Source organism: Promicromonospora sp. NPDC090134, assembly GCF_044746965.1.
GTDB lineage: Bacteria > Actinomycetota > Actinomycetes > Actinomycetales > Cellulomonadaceae > Promicromonospora.
On the sequence record NZ_JBIVCZ010000002.1, the window covers coordinates 335,175 to 353,262 of the forward strand.

At 74.2% G+C, this 18,088-nt stretch carries 12 protein-coding genes and 1 tRNA gene; 5 read left to right on the forward strand and 8 right to left on the reverse strand.

The window, feature by feature from the left end; genetic code table 11:
• Positions 1 to 12: 12 nt before the first annotated feature.
• The 3 genes from ACIPN7_RS07925 to ACIPN7_RS07935 all read right to left on the reverse strand — a co-directional run bounded on the left by ACIPN7_RS07925 (position 13) and on the right by ACIPN7_RS07935 (position 8,684).
• On the reverse strand, positions 13 to 3,423 hold the full coding sequence (locus ACIPN7_RS07925) for a S8 family serine peptidase (protein ID WP_400539794.1): 3,411 nt from the start codon (positions 3,421 to 3,423) through the stop codon (positions 13 to 15).
• 297 nt (positions 3,424 to 3,720) lie between these two features.
• Complete coding sequence (locus tag ACIPN7_RS07930) at positions 3,721 to 5,949, reverse strand: YhgE/Pip family protein (RefSeq protein ID WP_400539796.1); 2,229 nt, start codon at positions 5,947 to 5,949, stop codon at positions 3,721 to 3,723.
• Complete coding sequence (locus ACIPN7_RS07935; protein WP_400539798.1) at positions 5,949 to 8,684, reverse strand: MMPL family transporter; 2,736 nt, start codon at positions 8,682 to 8,684, stop codon at positions 5,949 to 5,951. The genes ACIPN7_RS07930 and ACIPN7_RS07935 overlap by 1 nt, the downstream gene beginning before the upstream one ends.
• 106 nt (positions 8,685 to 8,790) lie before the next feature.
• On the opposite strand from ACIPN7_RS07935, the gene ACIPN7_RS07940 reads away from it, so the two are divergent.
• The gene (locus tag ACIPN7_RS07940; protein WP_400539800.1) at positions 8,791 to 9,393 is read left to right on the forward strand and encodes a response regulator; all 603 of its coding nucleotides are present in this window, start codon (positions 8,791 to 8,793) and stop codon (positions 9,391 to 9,393) included.
• A gap of 73 nt (positions 9,394 to 9,466) precedes the next feature.
• Here ACIPN7_RS07940 and ACIPN7_RS07945 read toward each other — a convergent pair whose 3' ends face one another.
• A complete protein-coding gene (locus ACIPN7_RS07945) occupies positions 9,467 to 10,339 on the reverse strand; it encodes a hypothetical protein (protein WP_400539802.1) in 873 nt (290 codons plus the stop codon).
• A gap of 184 nt (positions 10,340 to 10,523) precedes the next feature.
• On the opposite strand from ACIPN7_RS07945, the gene ACIPN7_RS07950 reads away from it, so the two are divergent.
• The gene (locus tag ACIPN7_RS07950) at positions 10,524 to 11,066 is read left to right on the forward strand and encodes a MarR family winged helix-turn-helix transcriptional regulator (RefSeq protein ID WP_400539804.1); all 543 of its coding nucleotides are present in this window, start codon (positions 10,524 to 10,526) and stop codon (positions 11,064 to 11,066) included.
• A gap of 36 nt (positions 11,067 to 11,102) precedes the next feature.
• Complete coding sequence (locus ACIPN7_RS07955; RefSeq protein ID WP_400539806.1) at positions 11,103 to 12,125, forward strand: NAD(P)H-dependent flavin oxidoreductase; 1,023 nt, start codon at positions 11,103 to 11,105, stop codon at positions 12,123 to 12,125.
• Between the two features lie 127 nt (positions 12,126 to 12,252).
• Here the strand turns inward: ACIPN7_RS07955 and ACIPN7_RS07960 are convergent, their stop codons facing one another.
• The gene (locus ACIPN7_RS07960; RefSeq protein WP_400539808.1) at positions 12,253 to 12,540 is read right to left on the reverse strand and encodes a hypothetical protein; all 288 of its coding nucleotides are present in this window, start codon (positions 12,538 to 12,540) and stop codon (positions 12,253 to 12,255) included.
• 257 nt (positions 12,541 to 12,797) lie between these two features.
• Positions 12,798 to 12,874: transfer RNA gene (locus ACIPN7_RS07965), tRNA-Pro, on the reverse strand.
• 190 nt (positions 12,875 to 13,064) lie between these two features.
• Here ACIPN7_RS07965 and ACIPN7_RS07970 point away from each other — a divergent pair.
• The gene (locus ACIPN7_RS07970; protein ID WP_400539810.1) at positions 13,065 to 13,544 is read left to right on the forward strand and encodes a hypothetical protein; all 480 of its coding nucleotides are present in this window, start codon (positions 13,065 to 13,067) and stop codon (positions 13,542 to 13,544) included.
• 24 nt (positions 13,545 to 13,568) lie between these two features.
• Here ACIPN7_RS07970 and ACIPN7_RS07975 read toward each other — a convergent pair whose 3' ends face one another.
• A complete protein-coding gene (locus ACIPN7_RS07975) occupies positions 13,569 to 14,513 on the reverse strand; it encodes a family 43 glycosylhydrolase (RefSeq protein WP_400539812.1) in 945 nt (314 codons plus the stop codon).
• Positions 14,514 to 14,844: 331 nt separating this feature from the next.
• Complete coding sequence (locus tag ACIPN7_RS07980) at positions 14,845 to 15,876, reverse strand: LacI family DNA-binding transcriptional regulator (protein ID WP_400539814.1); 1,032 nt, start codon at positions 15,874 to 15,876, stop codon at positions 14,845 to 14,847.
• A gap of 205 nt (positions 15,877 to 16,081) precedes the next feature.
• On the opposite strand from ACIPN7_RS07980, the gene ACIPN7_RS07985 reads away from it, so the two are divergent.
• Positions 16,082 to 18,025, forward strand: a complete 1,944-nt coding sequence (locus ACIPN7_RS07985; protein WP_400539816.1) for a glycoside hydrolase family 127 protein — start codon at positions 16,082 to 16,084, stop codon at positions 18,023 to 18,025.
• Positions 18,026 to 18,088 lie beyond the last annotated feature (63 nt).

An 18,088-nucleotide genomic window follows, 5' to 3' on the forward strand; every position in this document is an offset into this window, starting at 1 on the left:
GTTCCGGCTCGCTCACTCGACGGCGTAGGCCCGGATCACCGTCTTCCGCACCGAGCCGCCGGCGGCGTCCCGGGCCTCGGTCCGGAGCGAGACGTGCTCGGTCCCGGCCGGTGCCCGGACCGACGCGACGAGCACGTCCGCACCGGTCCGGACCGTCGTGGCCCGGTGCCAGGTGGCGCCGTCGTCCGCCGACCACCACAGGCGCACGTCCTGGACCGCCGAGGGGTCGTACGCGTCGTCCTGGTGGACGGCGGTGACCCGCACCCGGGTGGTGGCGGGCGCCGAGCCGGACGGGTCGAGCCCGCGCACGTCCCACGCCGTGTCGAGCAGCGGCGGGCGCGCGTTGGCCGCGACGTCGGACCGCGCGTGGAACCTCCACTCGCCGCTCACGCTGGTGGCCAGCCGGTAGGCCGGGTCGCCGGGCGTGCTCTCCAGCAGCACGCGGTAGTCGGCCCCGCCCTCCGGCACGGTGGGGAACGAGTAGGGGTCCGGGACGTCGTCGACCAGCTCGCCGTCCTGCCAGACACGCAGCCGCTCCCCCACGTCCGCGCCCCACAGCACGCCGCCGTCGTCGTCGGCCCGGTCGGTCGGCGCCAGCGAGAGGCGGTCGTCCCAGTGCTCCACCGGCGTGATCGACGAGATGTCCGGTGCCAGCGCACCCGCCGCGAGACCCTGCCGGACACGGCCCGGCTCGCTCCAGACGTGCGTCTCGGCCTCGGCGAGCACCACGCCCACGCCGTCCTCCTGGATCTCGGACCGGAGGTACCACGAGCCCGGCAGCGCCGTCAGGTACTCGGTGCGCCGCGTGCCCACGGGGACCGGCTCCACGAGGCCGCCGGCGATGATCGTGCCCGGCTCCCAGTACATGCGCTCCGCCAGGTGCGTGTCGCCGACCGAGGCGCCGTAGGTCGTCTCCACGGCGACCGTCGTGCGGCGGTCACCCCGCAGCGCCGGCACCTCGACGCCCTCGCTGTGGTGCGCGAGGTCGTAGCGGTAGGGGGCTGCCTCGTCCCCCGTGGTCGACGGCAGCAGCGTCGCCTGGACGATGGTGTCGTAGTCGCCGTGGGTCGCCGCCGGCACGGGTGTGAGCGCGAGGTCCGTCTCCGGCCCGTACTTCACGTTGATGCTGGCCGAGACCCACTCCAGCGAGTCCTCGGTCTCCAGGGAGAGGCCCAGGCTCGCCAGGTCTGCCGGGCGCTGCGTCGAGGTGGTGATCTCCTGCGCCGTGGTCCCGTCCAGCAGCACCTCCGCGTCGGCGGTGGCGTCGACCTCCCCGCTGCCCAGGAAGAGCGCGTCGGTGACCGCGCCGTCGTCGTCGAGGGTCTCGATGAACGCCACCGGGCTGTAGATGCCCGGGATGACGCGCGCCGTGGCGACGCCGTCCCTGAAGAACAGGTTGGTGGCGTACGGCTCGCCGGCGTCCGCGTCCAGGCGGATCGCCGCGCCCCAGGTGTCCGCGCTGACGGGCTCGCCCTCGCGGTCGACGGCGCGCACCGTCAGGTCCACGTACTCGCGCTCCTTGGCCCAGCCGACGGGCGTGCGGACCGCTGTGCCGTCCGCCGCGGTCGCCACGACGGTGCCGCCGATCGCGCCGATCGCGCCGGGTCCGTCGGTCACGGTCACGTCGACCTCGGCGGTGCCGCCCGCCGGCACGACCACCGAGCCGGCCGACAGCGTGAGCGCATCGGGCAGCGCGGCGCCCGCCGCGTCGGTGACGTCGGCCGCCAGGGTGAGCGTGACGTCGTCGGCGCCCGCGTTCGAGTACGTCAGGGTGCCGGCGGCGGTCTCGCCGTCGTGCGGCCAGGTGAAGGTGCCCAGCGCGAGCGACGCCGGGGTGGCGGTCACCTCCTGCGCCACGGCGCCGGGGATGGTGATCCGCCCCGCGCCCTCGGACCAGACGTCCGCGCCCGTGGGCTCGGCCGAGGCCATCAGCGCGGACTTGAGGGCCGGGCCGTCCAGGTCGGGCCGCGCCTGCTTGAGCACCGCGGCCGCGCCCGCGACGTGCGGGGTGGCCATGGAGGTGCCGCTCAGCGCGACGTGCAGGTCGTCGACCACGTCGCCCGCGGTGGTGCCCGTGGCGCGCGCGGCGACGATCCCGTCACCCGGCGCGACGACGTCCGGCTTGAGCAGGCCCGGGTCGACGCCGCCGCGGCTGGAGTACCAGGTGACGGCGTCGTCGTCGTCCACAGCGCCCACCGTGAGGGCCGATGCCGCGATCCCCGGCGAGCCGACGGTGCCGTACCCGAGGTCACCGTCGTTGCCCGCGGCCACCACGAACAGCGTCCCGAACTGTGCGGACAGCTCGTCCACCGCCACGGCGTCCGGCGACGGGACGTCGAAGAACAGGCTGCCGAGCGACAGGTTGACCACGTCGGCGCCCTCCGCGGCCGCCCACTCCATGCCCTCGATGACGCCGGACAGCTCGCCGAAGCCGTCGTCGTCCAGCACCTTGCCGACCAGGAGGTCGGCGTCCGGCGCCACGCCCTGGTTCACGCCGCCGGACGCCTCGCCCGACCCGGCCAGGATCGAGGCGACGTGCGTGCCGTGGCCGGCGCCGTCGGTCACGTCACCCTTGCCGGTGAAGTCGCGCTCGCCGACCACCACCTCGTCGAGGTCGGGGTGCGTCGCGTCGATGCCCGAGTCGAGCACGGCGACCGTCACCCCTTCGCCCGTGTACCCCGCGTCCCAGGCCTCGGGCGCGCCGATCTGCGGCATCGAGTCGGCGTCCGACGCGCGGACCGGCTGGTCCAGCCAGACGTACCCGACGGCGTCGGGGTCGGCTTGCTTGGTCCGCTTCTCGGCGCCCGGTTCCGCCACCGGCGCGAGGGCGTCGAGCAGCTTCTCCGCCCGGCCCCTGGGCAGCACGTCGGCCACCGCGCCCACGGACTCCAGGTCCCGGTCGGGCGTGACGCCGGACGCCGCCCAGTCCTGCTCGGCGGGTGCTGCGGCGCGCGCGGCGGCGTCCGAACCGGCGGCGTCGGCGGCCGCGTCGGCGGCCGCGGCCGTCTGGACGATCACGGGCAGCGAGTCGCGCGAGGCGTCGTCGTACCCGGCCTCGACCAGGCCGGTCACGTCGAACAGCGCACGGTCCAGGCGGCCGGGCACCAGCCGCGCCACGTCCCGCGGGATCACATAGAGGTGGTCCCCCTCGCGCTGCTGGAAGAACGCCATGTGCTCCCGGCCCGGGCCGGGCCGCACCGTCACGGTCTCGGCGTCCGGCGAGCCGTCGGCCGTGGTCTCCACGGTGACGACGTCGCCCGTCAGCAGCGTCACCGTCGTGGTGCGCCCCTGCCCGGCGGCCGTGGGCCGCTCCTGGGTGTCGCGCGGTGCCGGTGTGTCCTGCGGTACGGCCGCGGTCGCCCACGTCCCCCCGCCCAGTGCGATCGCCAGAGCGACCGCCGCTGCACTTGCTCTCTTGCGCATCGGGTTCTCCCGTCCGAGTCGAGCACGCCGCCTGTGCGGCGCCACGTATCCCAGACGCACGCGAACCTCCGCGAGGTTGCGTGACCTGCGAAAATACTCGGAACGTACTTATTCGACGGGCGAATCCGGGCGCAGCCCTCTTCCGCGATGCCAGGCGCTGAAGCGCCGCCGCGGCGGTCCTCTTCGAGGCCGGGGTTTCTCCCTTTTGAGGCGGTCCAAAGCGGAGGAACCCCGGCCTCGAAGGAAGCGATCCCCGACCGGCCGAGCCCACCGCCCCCGCCAACAGCGCCAGCGTCCCTACGCGGCCGCTGCCTGCCGCGCCGGAGCGTCCAGGCGCAGCGCCCTCGGGGACACGTACCGGCGGCGGTCCGTCACCAGGATCGTGGCCAGCAGCCCCACCACCAGCCAGGCGACAAGCTCCGCGACGCCGCCGGCGAGGCTCGCGTCACCGGCCGTCACGGCCCGCAGCGCGACGATCGCACCGTGCGTCGGCAGCACGTCACCGAGCGCGTACAGCGGACCGGGCAGCGTGCTCACCACGCCCGTCGCCACGGTCAGGACGGCGACCGCGAGCGACGCCAGCCGCCCCGCCGGGCCAAAGATCGCGGCGAGCGCCTGGTTGAGCGCCACGAACGTGGCCGCCGACAGCAGCGCGACCAGCACGAAGCCCACCGCCGCCGACAGGTGCAGCCGCAGCACCGGGATCGCGACGGCCGAGATGACCAGCGCGGCGCTCGCCGCCGCGACCGACCCCGGCACCGCGGCCCGCAGCGTGAGCTTCCACGTCGGCTCGCGCGACGTCAGGATCCCGGCCGGCAGCGGGCGCGTGGCCAGGTACGTCACCAACGCGAGGGCCCACAGCGCCAGCGCGGAGAACAGCGCGATCGACAGCACGCCGAACGCCGCGGAGGTGGTGGTCGACGTCGTCGGGTCGGACGCCACGGCGGAGAGGTGGTCCTGCTCGTCGTCGGTGTACGTCGGCACCTGCTCGACGGAGTCCGACAGTCCGGAGGCGAGCTGTCCCGCGCCGTCGTCCGCGTCGTGGGCGCCGCTCGCGACCTGGTCCGCACCTGGCACCAGGTCGTCCGCGCCCGTGGCCAGCCCGCTCGCGCCGACGGCGACCTGCTGCGCCGCCGCGTCCGTCTGCGCCACCCCGGCGCCGAGCTCCGCGGCGCCCGCGGCGAGCTGCCCCGCCGCGGCGTCGACCTGCCGGGTGCCCGACGCGACGCCCTGCGCCCCCGCGTCCAGGTCGTCCGCGGCGCTCGCCGCCGCGGCGATGCCGGCGGCAAGTTCCCCCGACCGCATGGCCAGCTCCGCGTTGCCCCGGGCCACCTGCCGCGAGCCGGTCCGCAGGGCCTGCACCGCGTCGCGCGCGGCCACGACGTCGTCCCGCACCCGGGCCTTGCCGTCCTCGATCCGTTGCGCGGCGGAGTCGGCCCGGCCGGCGGCGCGCTCCAGCGCCTGGCAGAAGTCGCGGTCGGCCACCACGCTCGTGCCGCACCGCTCGGCGAGCCGGTCCAGCTCGGCGACGACGTCCTGGGTGTCGGGGAGCCGGTCCAGTCCGTCGATCGCCCGGTTCGCCACGGGGACCACCCGGTCCGCGAGCCGCTTGTTGCCGTCGGCGACCCGGCCGGCGCCGTCGGCCAGCTCCTGGGCGGCCGCGGGCAGCCGCGCCGCGCGCTGCGCGGCGTCGTCCAGGCCGGAGGACAGCGCCGCCGTGCCGTCGGCGACCTGCCCGACCCCGGCGGCGAGGTCGCTGGTGGCACCGGCCAGCGCGGACGCACCCGAGGTGAGCCCTGCCGCCCCGGCCGCGAGCTGGCCGGTGCCGGCCGCGAGCGCCCCGGCGCCCCCGGACAGCTCGTCGGCCCCCTCGGCGACCTGGTCCACACCGCCGGACAGCTCGTCGGCGCCGTCGCTGAGCTGGGCCGTGCCGTCGGCGAGCTGGCCGGCGCTGTCGGAGGCGTCCCCGAGCTGCTGGTGCAGCGTGGTGAAGCTGCCGTAGATGTTGCCCAGGTAGGACTCCACGACGGTCTGGTTCAGGGCGTCCTGGGTGTCGTCGGCCACTCCGCCCGCCAGGTACGGGTCCGCGACGCCGGCGGCCGTGGTGGTCCGTACCTCCAGCCCGGCCTGGACGGCGTCCATCGGGTCGTCCGCGGTCGCGGCCGACATGCCCTGGGTGGAGAAGTCCTTCGGGATGGTGACGACGGCGGCGTAGGTGCCGCTGCGGAGCCCGTCGCGCGCGTCGGCGGCGTCGGTGAGCACCCAGGCGTACGCGGAGTCGTCGTCATGGGTCAGGTTCCCGGCGAGCGTGCGGCCGAGCGGGATCTGCTGCCCGTTCACCTCGACGGGCTCGTCGTTGTTCACGACGGCGGCCTGGGCGGTCTGGTGGTCGGTGCCCGGGGACCAGAAGGCCCAGGTGAGCAGGCCCATGACGAGCAGCGGTACGGCCACCAGGGCGGTCCAGGTGCGCCAGGTCAGGGGCCGGGTGGTCAGCGACCGGGCGGAGGCGGCGAACGACATGGTCATCACAGGACCTCTGCGGGTCGGTGGGTCATCGCGTAGAGCTGGGTGGCATCCAGCGGGAGCAGGTCGACCACCCGGTCGGGGTCCTGGCAGGCCAGGACGAACGTGGCGGGCGAGCCGCCGGAGGTCACGCGGAAGCCGAGCTGGTCGCGCAGCCGGGCGCGGGCCTCGGAGCGGAGCACCAGGTCGGCGTCGTCGATCAGGATCAGCTCGATGTCGCGGGCCAGGGCCTCGGTGACCTTTCCCGCGGGGTCCCGGTCGCCGCGGCCGTCGACGACGGCGACCCGCGGCCGCAGGGCGTGCACGTGCTGCGGCAGCACCTGCCCCAGCACCTTCAGGTCGCCGCGGTGCCGGGTCACGCGCCCCGCGAGCGAGAGCAGCAGGGCCGACTTGCCCACCGCGCCGGACCCGTGCAGCACCAGCACCTCGCCCCGGGGCACGTTCAGCTCGACGTCGCGGTAGACCGGGCGGCCGCGGTCGTCGTCCAGGTTCAGGGCCTGCGCGCTGATCACCTCGTCGCTGCCCCGGTCGGGCCAGTCCGCCAGGCGCAGCTCGTGCAGCAGCCCGTCGCCCTCGGCGTCGAACACGGGCAGGCGGCGGTCGAGCGCGGGCGGCAGGCCCCAGGCCCGGTCGCCGAGCAGCGCGAGCACGGCGGGCACGAACGTCATCCGGACGATGAACGCGTCGATGAAGACGCCCACCGCCAGCGCGAACGCGATCGGCTTGATGGTCGCGCTCCCGTCCGGCACGAACGCCGCGAAGACGCCGAACATGATGAGCGCGGCCGCGACGACGACGCGGGAGGCGGAGACGAAACCCTCCTCGATCGCCTCGTGCGCGCCGCCGTGGTGGGCGTAGTGCTCACGGATCCGCGAGACGAGGAAGACCTCGTAGTCCATCGCGAGGCCGAACAGCACGCCCATGAGGATGATCGGCAGAAAGCTGATGACGCTCCCGACGTGCGCGACGTCGAGCAGGGCGGCGCCGTGCCCCTCCTGGAACACGAGCGAGGTGAGGCCGAACGCCGCACCGATCGAGAGCAGGTAGCCCACGGTCGCCTTGACCGGCACCCAGACCGAGCGGAACACCATGGCCAGCAGCACGAGCGAGAGCCCGGCCACAAGCAGGCCGAACGGGACCAGCGCCGCCCCCAGCCGGGCGGAGACGTCGATGCCGACGGCGGTCAGGCCCGTGACGGCCGTCTGGGTGTCGTGCTCGGCGAGCCAGTGCGGTTCCTGGTCCCGGATCCGCTCCACGAGCGCGTCGGTGCGGGCGTCGTCCGGCGCCGTGGTGGGGACCACCGAGATGATGGCCGTGTCACCCTTCTCGTTGGGTGTGGCCAGGGGCACCGCCGCGACGCCGGGGAGGTCGCGGATCTCGTCCGCGAGGTCGTCGACCAGTCCCGAGGGGTCCGTGGACTGGATGACGTCCGCCGTCACCAGGAGCGGCCCGTTGAAACCGGGGCCGAAGTGCTCCGCCACCACGTCGTATGTCTCGCGCGCCGCCGACCCGGGCTCCTGGCTGCCGTTGTCCGGCAGCGCGAGCCGCAGGTTCGCCGCGGGCACGGCAAGGGCCCCGAGCCCGAGGACGACGACGGCGATCGTGACGAGCGGCCGGCGCGTGACGAAGCGGACCCACGGCCGGGCGACCCGGGGCTTGCGGAACCGGGGGCGGCGACGACGCCCGGAGCGCTCTTCTCCTGCCGGGGCCCGGACCTTGGGCACCAGCCGGCGTCCGGCGAACGCCAGGAGCGCCGGCACGAGCGTCACGGCGACGCAGACCGCGACGGCGACACCGAGCGCCGCCGCGACACCCATGGTCGTCAGGAACGGGATCTGCGCGACCGACAGGCCCAGCAGCGCGATGAGCACGGTCAGCCCGGCGAAAAGCACCGCGGAGCCCGCCGTGGCGGTGGCCCGGGCGATCGACTCCTCGACCGACAGGCCCTCGGCGAGCTGGTCCCGGTGCCGGGACAGCAGGAAGAGCGCGTAGTCGATGCCCACCGCCAGGCCGATCATCACCGCGAGCATGGGCGCGGTCGAGGAGACCGGCACGAAGAGGGTCCCCAGGTAGACCAGGGCCACGGACACGCCCACGCCCACCACCGCCGTCGCCAGCGGCATCACCGCCGCGACGAGCGACCGGAACATCAGCAGCAGCACCACGAGCGCGACGAGCAGACCCACGGCCTCCGTGGAGCTCAGCCCCGGCACCCGGTCGGCGAACGCGTCCCCGCCCGTGTAGACCGTGGCGCCGGTCCCGACCTCACCCGCGAGGTCGTCGGCGATGCCGCTCAGGTCCGTCAGCGTGCTGTCGTGGACATCGGTCGAGACCACGCTGAGCTGCACCCCGATGTTCGCCGCCAGGCCGTCGTCGGACACCGCGTCGTTGACGTCCGGGTCGAACGGGTCGGAGGCCAGCTCCACCTGCGCCACGTCCCCGATCCGCTCCACGGCGTCCGACACCGCCTGCCGCGTCGCGGCGGTATCGACCTGCTGCCCCTCCGGAACCAGCAGCACGAGCTGCGCCGACGTGCCGCTGACCTGCGGAAAGACATGGTCGAGGTGGTCCATCGCGTCCTGCGACTCCGACCCCGGGATCGCGAAGGTGTCGTCCGTGCCCTTGTTCAGGAGGGCGCTCGCGGTGCCGCACACGAGGAGCACCAGGATCCACGCGAGAATCACCAGGCCGCGATGCCGGGCCACGGCGCGGCCGAGCCGATACAGGAACGACGACACGACGCACCTCCTGTGCGCCGGGACGGCGCACCTCCATGCTGACAGCGCACGGCGCTGCCGACATGTCGAGCGCCGGGGGCGACGACCTGCCCCGTACCCTGACCGGATGATCCGTGTGCTGCTCGCCGACGACGAGGGGATGATCCGGTCCGCCCTGGCCGCGCTGCTGCGGCTGGAGGAGGACATCGAGGTCGTGGCCGAGTGCGCCGACGGCGCCGAGGCGGTCGCCGAGGCCGAGCGGCTGCGGCCCGACGTCTGCCTGCTGGACCTCGAGATGCCGCACCTGGACGGCGTCGAGGTGGCTCAGCGGCTCAACCGCACGCTGCCCACGCGCTGCGTGATCGTCACCCGCCACGCCCGGCCCGGCGTCCTCCGCCGGGCGCTGGCCTCGGGGGCCGTCGGTTTCCTGCCCAAGTCGCGCCCCGCCGACGAGGTCGCGGCCGTCATCCGCCGCGTCGCGGCGGGCGGCCGCTACGTGGACCCGGAGGTCGCGGCCGACGCGCTGCGCGACGAGCGGTCACCGCTGACCGACCGCGAGCTGGACGTGCTGCGCGCCGGCCGGCACGGCGAGACCACCCGGCAGATCGCGCGCACCCTGTCGCTCGCCCCGGGCACGGTCCGCAACCACGTCTCCGCCGTGCTGGGCAAGCTCGCCGTGGACACCCGTCAGCAGGCGGTGCTGATGGCGGAGGAGCGCGGCTGGATCTGACCGGCCGTCGCGGACCCGGCCGTCGCGGACCCGGCCGTCGCGGACCCGGCCGTCGCGGGCCTGCCGGCCGGGCTCACTCGTACCGCTCGCCGAGCGGCGCGGTACCAGCCGCCTGCGCGACCTCCGCCGGGACCGTGCCGACCTCGACGAGCTCCTCGCGGCCGCCCCCGCCCGAGACCCCGAGCGTGAGGACGGGACCGACGCCGGGGGCGTAGAGCTTGTACTCGAGCACGTCGGGCTCGATGGTGATCGTGTCCTTGGTCAGCAGTGCGTGGTCGTAGTGCCCCGCCGGGACCTCGGCCTGCTCGTCCAGGCTGAGCACGGCGCCGTTGTCCTCCGCCTCGCCCCGGTAGAACTCCTGCCGGTACGCCATCCCGACGGCGGGATCGCCGGGCATGATCACGCCCGCGAGGGCGCCGTCGAGCCCCGCCTCGAAGGAGCCCTCCGTGGTGGTGATCCGGCCGTCCTCGAACTCGGCGGTGTCCTCGCCGAGGTACCAGATCGTGCCGTCGGGGTCCTGCGCGTACCAGTCGAAGGTGTCCTCGACCACCTCGCCGCGCCGCGTCACGGTGTCCCGGACGACGCGGGCCATGGACCCGTCGGCGATTTCCTTGGTCTCGCTGGTGACGGTCACCACCACGCGCAGCTCCTGGCCCTCCTCGTCGGTCTCGCGGTAGACCCACTGCGTGCCGGGCTCCATGGGCCAGTACTCGTTGTCGATCTCGGTGGTGAGGTCCGCCGGGTCCAGGTCGGCCGGCTCGTCCGACTGCGGCAGCCCCGCCCCCGCCGGAGCGGACCGGGAGCCCATCCCGCCGTGCGGCGGGCCGTCGTCGTGCCCGCGGTCGAACATGCCGCAGCCCGCCACCAGGACGACGACGGCGGCCGCCACCGACACCGTCAGGAGCCGGCGCGCGACGCCCGCCCCTCGATCTTCTCCGTCACGCATCCGCATGGCACTCCCGCCCCCTCGCGACGTACTGCCTGCTTCCCCCCTTGACCATAGGCACACCGGGGCGCCACTCGTGGTACTTTTTCGCTAGCCAGGCTACCTTCAAGAGTGGCGAGTAATAGCAGGAAGGGGATCCTCCGTGGTTCCTGAACCCGAGCCGACCCAGCCACCCGGTCCGTCCATGCTGGATCCCCGGGTGCTGGACCCGCAGGAGGAGATCGTGCGGCGAGCGGGCCTCGACGACCGCGACGTCGACCAGGTGGTCCGCGTGCTGGAGGGACTGCGCGGCTGGCGCGAGGCCGAGCGCCGGATGAGCGAGGCGTCGCGCCGGTACATGAAGCTGGGCGAGACAGACATGCGCACCCTGCGGTTCGTCATCGCGGCCCAGCACCGCGGCGAGACCGCAACCCCGGGCGCGATCGCCGCGCACCTGGGCATCACGTCGGCGTCGACCACCAAGATGCTCGACCGGCTGGCCGACGCCGGCCACGTGCGCCGGCTCCCCCACCCGACGGACCGCCGCAGCCTCGCGGTCGAGGTCACGGAGGAGACCCGGCGGATCGCGCTGCGCAGCGTCGGCCGCGACCACGCCCACCGGTTCGAGGCCGTCGCGCGGCTCAAGCCGGAGGAGCGCGAGGTGGTCCTGAAGTTCCTCGACGACCTCGCGGGGACCGGGGAGCCCGCGGGCACGGAGGAGCGCGGGACGCGGGGTCCCGGCGAGTAGGGTGCCTCTCGCGGACCCGCCGAACGGAGCACGACTGTGACGACCCCGAACCTGCTGGGCAGCGACCTGCCGATCGTGGCGGCCCCGATGGCCGGCGGCGCGACGACGGCCGCGCTGGCCGCCGCGGCCACGGGGGCGGGCGCGTTCGCCTTTCTGCCGGGCGGGTACCTCGCGCCCGAGCGGCTCGCGGCCGACGTCGCCGCCGCACGCGCAGGGGGCCGCCCGTTCGGGGTCAACCTCTTCGTCCCCGGGACTGAGCAGCTGGACCGGGCGGCGTTCGCCGCCTACGCCCGCCGGCTGGCACCGGAGGCGGCCGCCCTGGGCGTCGAGCTCTCCGCCGATCCCGTGGCCGACGACGACCGGTGGCCGGACAAGCTCGCCCTGCTGCTCGACGACCCGGTGCCGGTCGTGTCGTTCACGTTCGGCCTGCCCGACCCCGCCGACATCCGCGCCCTGCGGCGGGCGGGCACGATCGTGCTCGCCTCGGTGACGACCGCCGACGAGGCAGTGGCCGCTCGCGACGGCGGCGTGGACGGTCTCGTGGTCCAGGGACCCGCGGCCGGCGGGCACAGCGCCACGTGGGACCCGGCCCGGCGCGTGACCGACGCGCCGACGGCGTCGGTGGTCCGCGCCGTCGCGGCCGCCGTCGACCTGCCGCTGGTGGCGGCGGGCGGCGTGGACGGGCCGGACGCCGTGCGCGAGCTGCTGACGGCCGGGGCGCAGGCCGTCGCGGTCGGCACGCTGCTGCTGCGCACGGACGAGTCCGGCGCGTCGGCGACGTACCAGGAAGCGCTGGCGACGTCCGCCCGCGACACCGTGGTGACCAGGTCGTTCACCGGCCGGCCGGCGCGCGCCGTGCGCAACGGGTTCGTCGACCGGCACGACGCCGTCGCGCCCGTGGGCTACCCCGCGATCCACCACCTCACGCGCGACCTGCGCCGCCGGGCGGCGGCGTCCGGGGACGCCGAACGGCTGCACCTGTGGGCGGGTACGGGCTACCGGCAGGCGCCGACGGGCCCGGCCGCGGACGTCGTCCGGGAGCTGGCCGCGGGTCTCTGACGAGGCCTGCCCGGCGGCGGTGTACCGCGGCCCGGGCCTGGCGAACGAAGAACGGCCGGATCCACCCATGCGTAGGTCCGGCCTTTTGTGGTCGGGGTGACACGTGGCGCTGCGGCCATCGAAACCGTCAGTCCGGCCGATCCGTGGACTCCTGACCGGAATGGCGCGCGGCCTTGAGGTCTCTCGCCGCTGGTGCAAGGCCGAGCCCGGTACCTGCGAACAGGCACACCGCCCAGGCGACGAGCATTCCCTCGTCCAGAACTCGCTCGAAAGTAAGGGCCATCATGGTCCCGTTGAAGATGATCCCGAGCCACCTGCCCGCAGGCTTGCCCCAACCCCAGAAGCGCCCGCTCAAGGCGCTCCCGATGATGCCAAAGGCACCGAAGAACGCAACCATGCAGAGCACAATCTGCACTGCCACTCAGTGCCACCGCCTCACCAGTAGTAATTGACGATTGACCAGCAGGTCGAGATGTGTAAGCGTGATCTGCCCGATTGGCAGATCGTCTTCGGTGGCAGTCCAGCTCTGCAGGTGACCAGTCTCTACGCCCGCTCGCACGATGATGCGCTGAGCCTCGCCGCGGCAGCTCTCCAGCTGACCAGGGGCGGGCGCGAACGGGGTCTGGTGGGGAACACAGTGGGGAGCGAACTACTCCCCCACCGTGTTCTCGCTGGTCGGGGTGACAGGATTTGAACCTGCGACCCTCTGCTCCCAAAGCAGATGCGCTACCAAGCTGCGCTACACCCCGTGGGTCCGCAACGGCCCGAAGCTCCCGGGCCGGACCGGGAGACTCCCGGTAGGACGCCCCGAGTGTATCCGATCGGCGCGTCCGACGGCCGGGTGTTTCCGGGCCGCAAGCAGCGAAGTAATCCTTTGAACTTCCCCCGGCACCCCTGCCATCGTCGATGCGACACCACACGTATCGGGAGGGACCGACCATGCTCCGGCAGCGGACGACCGCGCTCACCCTCCCCCGCGTGCTCGGCCTCGCCCTCCTGACCGCGGCGGTGCTCACGGTCGGCCTCGGGGCGTGTGCCGGGAACGGGGCCGTCGCGCCGCGCGAGGACGTGCCGCGCTCGATCGTCGTGGAGAGCTTTCCTGCCGAGCCGGCCGAGGAGTCGCCGCCGGGGCCGCCGATCGAGGGCGTGACCAACGCGATCGTCGACGCCACGGTCCGGCCCGCGCGCCTCACCGTGACGATGTGGGGCACCCCCGGCTGCATGCCGTACCCCGTGGCGGTCGTCTGGTACGACCCCTGGACGGTGCACGTCACGACGGCGCCGAGCGGCGAGACCAGGTGCTCGGCCGACCACCTGGCGGTGAGCCAGGTCGTCGTCCTGCCGGTGGACCACGCCGCCGACGAGGTGCGGGCCGTCCGGGTCGACGACGCCTCAGTCGCCTTCGCGTTCCGGCAGTAACCACTCCCACCGGCTGTGCGAGATCTAACCCTCGCGCAGCACCGGGCGCCCGTCCGTCCAGACGATCTCGACACCCGCCAGCAGGTTGGTGCGCCCGCCGGTGTCGTTGCCCTGGAAGAACAGGTAGGTGCGGCCGTCGTCGTCGGTCAGCACCCCGGGGTGCCCGCTCTCGGACGCGTTCCAGGTGCCCGGCGCGCCGTTCGGGAGGAACGGCTCGGTGACGCCGCGCGTCCAGGTGACGCCGTCCTCGCTGGTGGCGTACCCGATCTGCTGCGGCTTGTTGTTGTACGCGCCCGCGTAGAACATGACCAGCCGACCGTCCGCGTGGCCACCCGTCCGGACGAAGGCGGGCGCCTCGATGCACTCCCCCTCCCAGTCGAGCTCGGGCCGCAGCGCCGGGGCGTCCAGGCTCAGGTCGCGCCAGGCGTCGCGGCCGAAGCCGCTGTCGAGCGGCGCCTCCGCCACCCCCACGATCTGCTCCCGCATCTCCGGGTCACGCGTCGCGTAGGCCAGCAGCAGCCGGTCGCCGTCGACGATCACGTCGGCGTCGATCGCCCGCCCGCAGTTCCACTCGCCCTGCGGGCGGAACACCGGGTTGGTCGCGTTCCGCTCGAACGTCACGCCGTCGGTGGACGTCGCATGGCAGATCGAGTCCAGCGGCCCGGTGCCGTAGCTCTGGTAGAAGAGGTGCAGCACGTCCCCGATGACGACCGCGGCCGGGGCGGCGAGCCCCTTCGCGTCGTAGTCGCCGCCCGGGTACAGCCGTCCCACCAGCTCCCACGAGCGCAGGTCGCGGCTCTCCGCGATGCCGACGCACAGGTCCCGCTCCGTCCCGGGCTCCGGCTGCGGCAGCGTGAAGTACATGAGGTAGCGACCCTGGAACCGCACGACCGACGGGTCCTTGGCCCAGAGGCTGCCGTCCGCGCGGGCCACGGCCCACGGTTCTCCGAGCAGCGGGACTGGCCCCACGACAGGCCCGCTCCTGGCCGCACCGGATGAGGTCGACGACTGTGTCATGGCTGTGGCTCTCCTGAGGGGCTCGGCATCCCGGGCCATCCCGGGTCCGAGCGGAATTTACAGCGCTGGAATTCCGGAGACAAGGCCGTCGAGACGCGGCCTGCCCACAGCGCAGCCTTGGGGGCACCTCCTCTTTGAGGCCCGACTTTCTCCGCTTTGCGGGCCCCGAAAAGGGAGAAACCCGGGCCTCGAAGAAGAGGAGACAGCCGCGGCGACGCCGTCGGCCTCGCGACGGCCTCGCGACGGAGGCAGCGGCGACAGCGACGACCGTCGAGACGCCGCCCTACCCGTCGCCCAACGTCGACGCGCGGACCACGAGCCGCGGCGCCAGTCGTTCGACACCGCGCGCCGGGTCGCCCTCGATCGCCGCGATCAGGAGCTCCGCCGCGCGCTGGCCGAGCCGTTCGAGCTGCATGTCCACGGTGGTCAGCGGCGGGCGGCTGGCCAGCGACATGACGTCCCAGTCGTCGTACCCGGTCACGGCGACGTCGTCCGGCACGCGAAGTCCCCGCTCCCGCAGCCGGTCGCACCCGCCCCGCGCGAGCTGGTCGGAGGCGAAGACGATGGCGTCCACGGGCAGGTCGCGGTCCGCAGAGCCGGTGCCCGGGACGCCGGACAGGATCTGGTCCACCGCGCGCCGCCCCCACTGCTCCGACCAGTCGCCGTACAGCGGCGAGCCCACCAGCTCCAGGCCGCGCGCCGCCAGCTCCGCCGCCAGCGTCTCGTACCGCACCAAGGACGCCGCCTGCTCGGCGCGCCCGCCCACGTACGCGATCCGACGCCTGCCGAGCCCGGCCAGGTGCTCGACGAGGAGCCGCATGCCGGCCGCGTCGTCGGGCACCACGGAGGCGTCGTCGGCGTCGGACGACGGCGCGAACGCGTAGACCACCGGCATCGGCACACGGATCGGCTCGCGCGGCTCGGTGGTGCGGCCGGTCACGATGATCCCGTCGACCCGCCGGGCCACGAGAGCGCGCACGTGGTGCTGCTCGCGCACCGGGTCGTGGCGTGCCGTCGCCAGCAGCGCCGACAGCTCCCCGCCCACCAGCGCGTTCTCCGCGCCGAGCACCACCGGCAGGGAGAACCGGCCCGCGGAGTCGGTGCTCAGCAGGCCGACGGTGAAGCTGCGCCGGGCCGACAGCGAGCGCGCGCTCGCGTCGGGCACGAAGCCGAGCCGCTCGGCCGCCTCCCGCACCCGCACGCGGGTGCTCTCCCGCAGCGAGCCGGTGTCGTTGAGCGCCTTGGACACCGTGCTCGGCGACACGCCCGCGAGCGCCGCGACGTCCGTGATCCGTACGACCGCTCCCCGGTCCATCCGCACCGCCCCTCCTCGAACGAGTTTCCTTCCGCGTTTTCCGCCGCACCTGCGCGGCAAACGCGGAACGCAGCGTCATCGTACCTCCCACCCCAGTTCAGAGCCCAGTTTGCACGAAGTTTCGCCCAGACCTTTGACGCTGACCACACGGGTCCCTACGATCAGGAAATCGGATTCCTAGTTTCCGTCCCGGAGGAGAGCATCGATGACGACCCCGACGCCCAGCCGTACGACGAGCGGACCGGCCGCCCCCACGAGCGATGCCCGCGTGCTGCTCCGCCCCCTCGCCCCTGGACACGTCACCGTGGACGCCGGGCTGTGGCGCCGCACCGCCGACGTCAACCGCTCCGCCGCCATCCCGGGCGGGCTCGAACAGCTCGCCAAGGCCGGCAACCTGCGCAACCTGGAGATCGCCGCGGGGGTGACGGATGGCGAGGCGATCGGCCCGATCTTCGCCGACTCCGACGTGCACAAGTGGCTGGAGGCCGCCGCCTGGGAGTACGCCCGTGAACCCGACGAGCAGCTCCTGGCCGACCAGCTCCACGTCACGGGCCTGCTCGCCGCGGCCCAGGCCGACGACGGCTACCTCGACTCCGTGCCCGCCCTGCGGAACGTGCCGCGCTACAGCGACCTGCCGTGGAGCCACGAGCTGTACTGCGCGGGGCACCTGTTCCAGGCCGCCGTCGCGCAGGTGCGCGGCACCGGCCACCGCGAGCTGCTCGACGTCGCGGTCAAGCTCGCCGACCACCTCGTGACCACGTTCGGCGACGGCCCGGGGCAGCTCCGTGAGGTCGACGGCCACCCCGTGATCGAGATGGCCCTGGTCGAGCTCTACCGCGAGACCGGCACGCGGGCCTACCTGGACCTGGCGAGCTGGTTCGTCGAGGCTCGGGGCACCGGCATCATCGAGTCCCACGGCAAGCAGCCCACCTACTTCTCCGACCGGGTCAAGGTGCGCGAGGCCACCACGGTGGAGGGCCACGCCGTCCGCGCGGTCTACCTGGGCGCCGGCGCGGCCGACGTCGCCATCGAGACCGGCGACGCCGAACTGCTCGCCGCGCTCGACACCCAGTACCGCGCCATGGAGCGCGGCAAGCAGTACCTGACCGGCGGCCTCGGGGCGCGCTGGGAGGGCGAGTCGTTCGGCGACCCGTACGAGCTGCCGACCGACCGCGGGTACGCCGAGACCTGCGCCGCCATCGGCGGCGTGCAGTGGGCGTGGCGCATGCTGCTCGCCACGGGTGAGGCCCGTTACGCCGACCAGATCGAGCGCATGCTGCTCAACGGGTTCCTCGCCGGGGTCTCCCTGAGCGGCACCGAGTACTTCTACGTGAACCCGCTGCAGCTGCGCAGCGACGCGCACGCCGAGGAGGACCGCAGCCCGGCGCAGGGCCGCCGCGGCTGGTTCGACTGCGCGTGCTGCCCGCCCAACATCATGCGCACGGTCTCCAGCTTCACCGGCTACGTGGCGACGGCGGACGGGCCGAGCCTGCAGCTGCACCAGTACGCGCCCGGCACGGTGACCGCGCCGCTGGACGGCGGCACGCTCCGCCTGCGCGTGGAGACCAGCTACCCCGACGAGGGCAGCATCGCGCTGCGCGTCGAGGAGGCGCCCGACGGCGAGGCGACCCTCGCCCTGCGCGTCCCCGCCTGGGCCGACGGCGCCACGCTCGACGGCGCACCCGTGACCGCCGGCACCTACGCCCGCGTGACCCGCCGGTTCGCCGCGGGCGACACGGTGCTGCTCGACCTGCCGATGACGCCGCGGCTCACCACCGCGGACCCGCGGGTCGACGCCGTGCGCGGCAGCGTCGCCATCGAGCGCGGACCGCTGGTCTACGCCCTGGAGCAGCCCGACCAGGAGGCCGGCGCCGTGGTCGACGACCTGCGCATCGATGTCTCCGGCGCGCTGTCCGACGAGTTCCGCCCCGAGCTCCTGGGCGGCGTGACGGTGGTCCGCGCACGCGGCGCCGTCGTCCCCGGGCCCGACGCCGGGGCGACATCGCCGTACGGACCGGCCACCGCGCCGTCGTCGGCGTCGGACAAGGCGCCCGACCCCGTGCGCGACGTGACCCTGACCGCCATCCCCTACTACGCGTGGGCCAACCGCGGCCCGCAGCCCATGCGGGTCTGGGTCCCGACCCGCTGACCCACGCCCCCGAGGGGCCGGGCCCGGCCCGGCCCCTCGGGGGAAGCACGACCCCAGTACGTC